We start from the raw sequence: 7,135 nt of genomic DNA, 5'->3' as shown, positions 1-7,135 counted from the left end.
CATCATCATGGCGTTGATTGCCATGGTCTGCAAGTTAGCTCTTGTGCTGTTGGCCTCCATTTGCAGCTTTTCTTCCTCTGTAGGTTCTGTCGGCTCTGGTGGTTCTGGTTCTTCGGGCTTCGGCTGTTGTTCCCAGCTTTCGCCGTTCCAGACAAGTTCCATGCCGTCCGAGGGTTCTGGCGGTGCTATCTCCGTGCAGCCTGCCGGTATCTGCCATATCCCACTAATCGGGCTGCGGTCTGTGTAGTCTAAGGTCTTTGTGCCTGTGTATTTTCCGTCATCTCCGTATGTGTAGACGAGTTTTGTTTCCGATGATTTATCCATGTTGTATCACCTCTCCTAGTATTTAATCTGTGGTATCAGGGCTAAGGCTGGGGGCTGTACGGTCTCAGACGCGCCGTAGATAGCGTTGCTTAATGATGCGTCAAAATTTAATTTATAGCCTTGTATTGCAATCGATTCTGGTGCTCTCGGCATACTGTCTCCTAACTCAAAACATCCATTATATTCCGGCACATCACCAAATATCCCTACACTCGTATGTGTAGACATAATACCAGTAATATTAGGCAATCCTGCTCCAATCTCTTTGATACTATCCGTAGTCCCCTGTAATACCCTGCCCTGCGCATCAGGTAATGTCAGCGTATCTGCCCCCGCATCGTACATATACTTTGTCTTATCCGTTGAATTATCATCGACAATCAGACCATTATCTTGCGCATATTTAACCAGTCTAGGATAGTCACTGGCTTTGACCTGTGCGCCGTTTGCTTTGATAAATCCGTCGTGTAATACGGGTCTAAACACGATGTCTCCGACACGAAATCCGTCCCGCACGTCGTCGATGATAAAGACTGCCGTGCCGTCAGTTACGTATTGTCCTGCTTGTATCGTCATAATAAAATCTCAGCTCCTTTTAGTAGCGGATAACTGGGATAAGGGATATTGCAGGTGGCTGAACTGTGTCTGATGCGCCGTAGATAGCGTTGCTGCGGGAGGCATCTATGTTAAGCGTAAACATGTTCCAGACATCATTCGTTGTATATCCTACCCCCTTTTTCTTTAGAACTCTTACAAACGCCCCTTTATCATACGGGTTCAGCGGGTCTCCTTGCGAGACGTTTGTTTGCGCCCCAGAAACAGTGCCAGATTCACCAGTAATATTCGGCAGCCCCGCATCAAGTGTCTGCCCTGCCCCTGTATCTTTATAAGTCACCATGCGGCCTACATAGTTAGGTACTACAAACGTCGTACTCTCGTCCCCCTTACCAAACAACCCCAGATTTCCCGTCACGTCATCCGTCCATAAATTATTATCCGTTATAAATTTGACCAGTCTCGGATAGTCCGCACGATTGACCGTCGCTCCATTGGCTTTGATGTATCCTTTCGGCAGATATAAACTGCCTCTTACACTGCCAATGGGCGTCCCATCTCGCACGTCATCGACTATCCATGTTACCGTACCATCTGTAATGTACAATCCTATTTTACTGTCCACGGGGGGGGTACTCAGAAGTTCCGCTGGTTCTTCCGCCCCTGTCGTTCCTGCTGTGATGCATTCCAGCCTTGCCCATGAGGGCAGTAAGGGACTATAGGCAATATCGCCGACGGCGTACTCCTTATTTCTCTGTAACACATTCAGACCTATATTTCGCTGCGCCATATCCTTAGCCTGTTGCGCCCATCCTTTAGCACTCTGGGTCTTTCCCGTGTCACTGTCAGCATCTTCAAGACCATCGGGGGAAGTGTCGGACATAGCCCAATCTTTTGCCCACTGCTTACCTGTCAGGCTCCATCCTTTAGCACTCTGGGTCTTTCCCGTAGGACTTTCCGTGTCTTCGAGAGTATCGGGGGACTCTGGGGATTCCGCCCACTTCTGCGCCGTATCCTTAGCCTGTTGCGCCTGCTGGTTCTTCGTGGTCACATCGGACTGCATAGCTTTGATATTGTTTTCTATGGCCGTATTGCGCTGCACAAACCCGTCCTGTACGGATTCCATGTAGTTCTTTGTGACTGCATCTTGGGGATTCACAGGGTCGGCTACGTTGATGATGCGTCTCCCTACTGCATTGAAGTTCTCTCCGTCTGGATACGTTGAGATACCATTTAAAATTGGATAGTCCTGTGCTTCTTCAATAAGGTGGAGTTGCTGTAAGTCCCCTAACGTCATCTGTGAGGCTTTAATAAAGGAACCGTCCGCCCACTCAATGATTCTGTTAGAAGGAGTTTGTCTGTATATTCGTATTAACGTGTCTTTTGCAGGAACTACTTTTAATTCGACCGCTCTATCAATTACAGAGTAATCGGAGGGATAGGAAAGTTCCGTCCCTCCTACGTTTACTTTGATATACTCTGGATTGATATAGTCGAAGTTGAAGTAGTATTTCTTAGTCGTTCCGTCGGCTGTAAAAGACACACTCGCTTTTAAATCCGGCACTATTACCACTTCCCTTTCATTTCAATTATTGGTTTGTCTTTATCCCGTTTCCTTTTCTGAGAATCTTTACGTTTCTTTTCGTTTTCTTCCACGTCGTTAGTTCCTGTAATAGCTTTCTGTAGAATCTGCACTGGATTACGTGTCGGAACACTAGTAGGCCGCTTCTGGAAATTCTCCGAAACGAAATCTCCCTGATGCATGTCCAGTACACCAGACAAAACGGCCTGTGTCCCTACGAATTTATCTATAGGGAATAAGGCAGTCATAGTCTTAGCGTCATCCTGATAGATTCTATTGTCCGTGATGAGATCATGAATAGAACCCCATGCGCTCCCGCCTACTCCAAAGAGTAAATCGTTTGCTGTCCCTACTGCGGGCAATTGGTCTACTCTTGCGCCGAGGGAATCGTCTGTACTTCTCCGGCTTACTGTTGTTCGGACTGTAGGGGCACCAGAGAACATTTCATAGGCATCATTAGCATAGGAAAGCCCCGCCGTCGTAGATGCTCGGGTGAATCCGGCACGGACGAAGTTAGCAGGAGTCAAAGTTTCGTCTAAATACTTTTGTCTTTCTTTTTCATCCTTGTACTTCCAGTTGGCATACACCTGTGTTCGTACTGCCCAAATAGCTCCCCCAGCGATAGCAGAAGACATAAAGATACCCCACTTCTCTTTATCGGGCTTTTCCAAGAATCTCCCCAAGTGAGAATCCAAAGCCATACGGGAAAAGTTCTTAAACTGGAAGAAGATAGGCCATGCCCCACGTTTCGCAAAGTAGTTATCGTTTCCAAGAGTCGGCTGAAGGATAGCCCGCTGTGCTGTCTGCTGCGTAAAAGCTCGTAAAGACAAATAGGTCTGATAGTCTTTATCTCTCATCCCTAATATAGCCTTCACAACAGCATTGGGGTCATTTTCATCCAAGTTTCCGAACCACTTACGGATAACAGACTGAAATTTGTCTACATCCCGAATCCCGGCTTCTTTCAGGTAATACGAGTCGAATAAGTGGGACTTCTTGCCTAACAGACACCAATCCATAACATCAGACATAACATCCATTTCCAGACCAGCAATACTGTTTTCCGTCATCTGCCCCAACTGGTTAATCGCAGAAGTAATATCAGCCGCATAGTCCGCCGCATCATTAGCAGCTCCTACAATCTTCGCCCGGACTCCGATACGATCCATTTTAGGAGTCGTTAAGTCCATGGGATTGAAAAAGTTATAGTGGCAATACTCGCTGGCAACAGCAAGCTTCTTCATCTGCTCATAAGACAAAGCGGTGTGCCTCAGTCCATACAGCCATTTGTGCAGACCGGGTAGCAGGTGTGTCATCGCACGAACCCCGACAACGCCGACACCTCCAGTGGCTTCACTAATCTGGTTTGTCCCCATGTTCATCCCATTAGCTGCATAGGATACCTTAGTAAGGAATCGGGCGAGGTCATTCATGGGGTCTTCGTACTGCATAGCTCCGTACCGATACCCGGTAAACTTAGACACAATGTAGTCATATTCATCCAACTGGTCTTTGATTTCTTTGCGGTTTATCAGCCTTTTATTCTCAGCAGCTACTCGCAGTTCCCGATATATAACATCCCGCTGTTTATTGAAATAGGCTCCCATATCTGTGACACCGTGCGAAGCCATGGTAATACGTGCGGCTGAACGGTTCGCTACATCATGCATGATACGTACAGCGTCCCACTCTCGCAGACAATCATCGTATGTCCAGACACCACCGCCGTTTGGCAGTTCTTTACTGTAGACGTGGGAGGTGTTCATGGGAAATCTTCTCTGGTATTCTTCCATTTTGCTCATACGATTTATGTCATACATTTCCGTTCGGGTAGCGGACAAATTACGGTCAAGCGTCCCCTTCGCACACTTATGAGCTTCCCGGCGGATGTAGTCGTCCAGTATTTCCGTAGCCAAGGCTTCTTCCTCTGCTTCGGAGACTTTCTTACCTTCTTTTAACCGTTTGTCTACATCCGCCTGCCGTTTTGCCAAGTCAGCTTTCCACCGCTTTTCCAAGGCCGAGCGGTCGGCAGCTTCCACGCAGTAGTCCGTAAGCCATTCCACGGCATCGTCCTGATTATCAAAGTGGAGCAGGAGTTCAGACACTTTGTCTATATCCGCACGACGGTAAAACCCCGTGTCTTCAATAGCCTCGTCGATAAGTCCTGCCTGTTTGTTCATGACGTTGAGGGTTTTACGGAACTCTTCAATAGCCTTAACGCCGTCTTGAATCTCTTTCGGGTACGAGTCAATACTCAGCCCCCGCATCTTCGCATCGTAGGCTTTCTGCAAGGATAGCCCGAACTTCCGTTTCGCTGTCTTCGGCATTCCTCCCACCTTCGCATAAAAGGAAGGATAGTTAACAGCCGCTTGCTTGATGAGCGTATTCAAATCACGGTACAGAATACTCTTGACGGTTTCCAAGGGAAGTTCCATACCTTCTGCCTTTCGCTCGGGATTTCCTCTGGCATCTGCTAATAATTTACGACCGAATGACCGTAAGTGATTAGACACAGAGTTTGTAAAGTGTCCGTAGGTATTTCCGAGGAACTTCGTGTCCTGCATCTTCTGCCCCAGATACTTTCCTATTTTACTCGCAAAGGAAATCTGTGTCTCTTCTCTGGTTTCTTTTTTACTCTTTACGCCAAACTCCGGCTCCTGTGCAAAAGCTTGCTTAGCTTCGTCAGAAACCCATGCGGGATTTTGCTTTTGCAGCTCTTCCGGGGATATGGACGCAGAGTATATAGTGGAGCCGGGGAGAGGTTCGGTCATCTCCATGTCTATGTCTTTCATGGAGGGGTCGAAGGTTTCTGGGTGCACGATGGCGTTGTGAATGGGAGATTCAGGTCGAATCCGAACCCCATTGGAGATAATCGTGCCATCGTCGGTGTAAGACACGCCTGTTTCCCGATACATGATTTTCTTCAAGGTTTCCTGCACTTCCCGGTTGCTCATCTTCTTGCCCGTATTCTTTTCAATCTGCAAGCGTAAGGTATTGGCCTTTGCAGAATCCGTCAGGGCTTCCATCGCATATTGAGACAAACTTACCTCAGGATTCTTATCTTTCAAGAGGGATTGTCGGAAGCCTTCCCATACGTCCGTAGAGAATGTCCGCTTGCGGTACTTTTCGGCAGCCTTCTTCACTTGTCTGGAAATATCGGGATTCTCACGGGTCACACGAAGCAGGTCAGTGAGTGAAGCGTCCTCCGGCAGCCCGACTCTTCGCAATAACTGATTTCCCTTTTTACCTACCAAGGATTCTACATCAGACACAGAGGTGAGCAGCCCCCTGATAGACATGTCCATTGCCTTCTGCACCTGCTTACTTCTTTTCAGCGATGAAGTGTCTGTTAGCCCGAGTAATTTAGAAAGCTCCTGTTCCACCTCCGTTCTTTTCCGCAATTCTACATGGGTACTCAGAGACACGGCATCCCCCATATCCATTGCATCCCGGACGGCCTGTGTCTGATTGGCATTCGCCTGTACCTCGAAGGATTTCATATTGGGGCCATTGGTATTGACTCCGGCGTTCTTCATTGTCCGAAGCATTCGTGTAGCAGCACCCCCGGCAGCCCCAAGGACACCGGCGACAGCATAGTTCGCTTCATGGATGCCATAGCGTTGAGACAAATAGGAGTCGGCCATATTAACCATCCCCTGTGCCAGCCCTGTCTCCGCTATCTGGTAAATTCGTTTTGTGCCAATATCCGCCAGCACCTTTGAGCCTAACCTTGCCCCGACTTTAGCTACCAACGCTTCCTGCCCTACAAAAGGTATCAAGTTGATAGGGTCTAAGAGCATACCGGCCAGACCACCCAGTACCGAATGAAGGCCGAACGAAGTCTGCTCGGCTCTCTTTTCCCGATCTAAATCTTCTTTCTTTGTCTGAAGGAACGCCTTGAATTGGGCGGCATTATCCGAGTTCAGCAGTACGGAATTTTTCGCTACTTGATTGTCTCCCAGCAGTTCATCCATGAGAGCCAAGTCTGCTTCCGAAGGAGACCACCCAGCATCCGACTTCAGACTGCGATTTCCGCTTTTTATCAGGGCAGTCCGTATGGCCGCTATGGTGCCGTTCTCGTACCACACGCTCTGAAAGGTGTCTCCCAGCTTGTCTCCGAAAGGCCGGTCGTCCCGGTTCACCTGATATACTTCTGGATTGATGATAATAGGGAAGGCTGCATTGGGCTGATAAACACCCCGGCTATGCTTCAGAGCCGCAGACAAACCACCAATACCCGGCAGAGGACTTCCCATGCGTGCCACAATATCATTGGCGTAAGCGAGCTGAGAAGGATATTCGTCACCGTTGTAATATTCCGGCGTATCAGGGATATACCCATTTGTCAAGGCAGCGTTCGCAGCACCTTCACCTCCATAGTGTTCTACAGCCATCAAGCGGAAATCTCCACCATATTTTTCATACATTCGTTCGCACTTTTCATGCATGACAGCATCCTGCACTTCAGGCGGGGCTTGCGCAGGGTCTATACCAACATAAGCAGGAGCTGCTATAGCGGCGTAGGCATTCCATGTATCCTGACTGAACTGGTAGCCACCGGCACATCCTGAACCAGAAACGTTATACACATCATAGCTCCCGCCGGACTCATTGCCCCTAATAGCTGCCATGAACTTAGCTATATCAATTTCTCTCTGTTCCGAGGGCATACTT

General features: G+C 48.4%; 3 protein-coding genes and 1 pseudogene. All 4 read right to left on the bottom strand.

Annotated features, from left to right (window positions below; genetic code table 11):
• Positions 1 to 324 (bottom strand): annotated as a pseudogene (locus tag E0L13_RS06345) (hypothetical protein); the annotation flags it as partial.
• A gap of 15 nt (positions 325 to 339) precedes the next feature.
• Positions 340 to 900, bottom strand: coding sequence for a hypothetical protein (locus tag E0L13_RS11780; protein WP_206081550.1), 561 nt, complete (start codon positions 898 to 900; stop codon positions 340 to 342).
• Between the two features lie 19 nt (positions 901 to 919).
• A complete protein-coding gene (locus tag E0L13_RS12020; RefSeq protein ID WP_168061105.1) occupies positions 920 to 2,443 on the bottom strand; it encodes a phage tail fiber protein in 1,524 nt (507 codons plus the stop codon).
• Positions 2,444 to 2,445: 2 nt separating this feature from the next.
• A complete protein-coding gene (locus tag E0L13_RS06330) occupies positions 2,446 to 7,131 on the bottom strand; it encodes a transglycosylase family protein (RefSeq protein ID WP_168061103.1) in 4,686 nt (1,561 codons plus the stop codon).
• Between the last annotated feature and the right edge of the window lie 4 nt (positions 7,132 to 7,135).

It is taken from the genome of Megasphaera sp. SW808, from assembly GCF_012027795.1.
Taxonomy (GTDB): Bacteria; Bacillota; Negativicutes; order Veillonellales; family Megasphaeraceae; genus Megasphaera; species Megasphaera stantonii.
This window is presented reverse-complemented; position numbering and strand designations above follow the sequence as displayed.

Coding starts and splice junctions, on each gene's coding strand:
- E0L13_RS06330 (WP_168061103.1), bottom strand. CDS start 7,131: ATGCCCTCGGAACAGAGAGAAATTGATATAGCTAAGTTCATGGCAGCT.
- E0L13_RS11780 (WP_206081550.1), bottom strand. CDS start 900: ATGACGATACAAGCAGGACAATACGTAACTGACGGCACGGCAGTCTTT.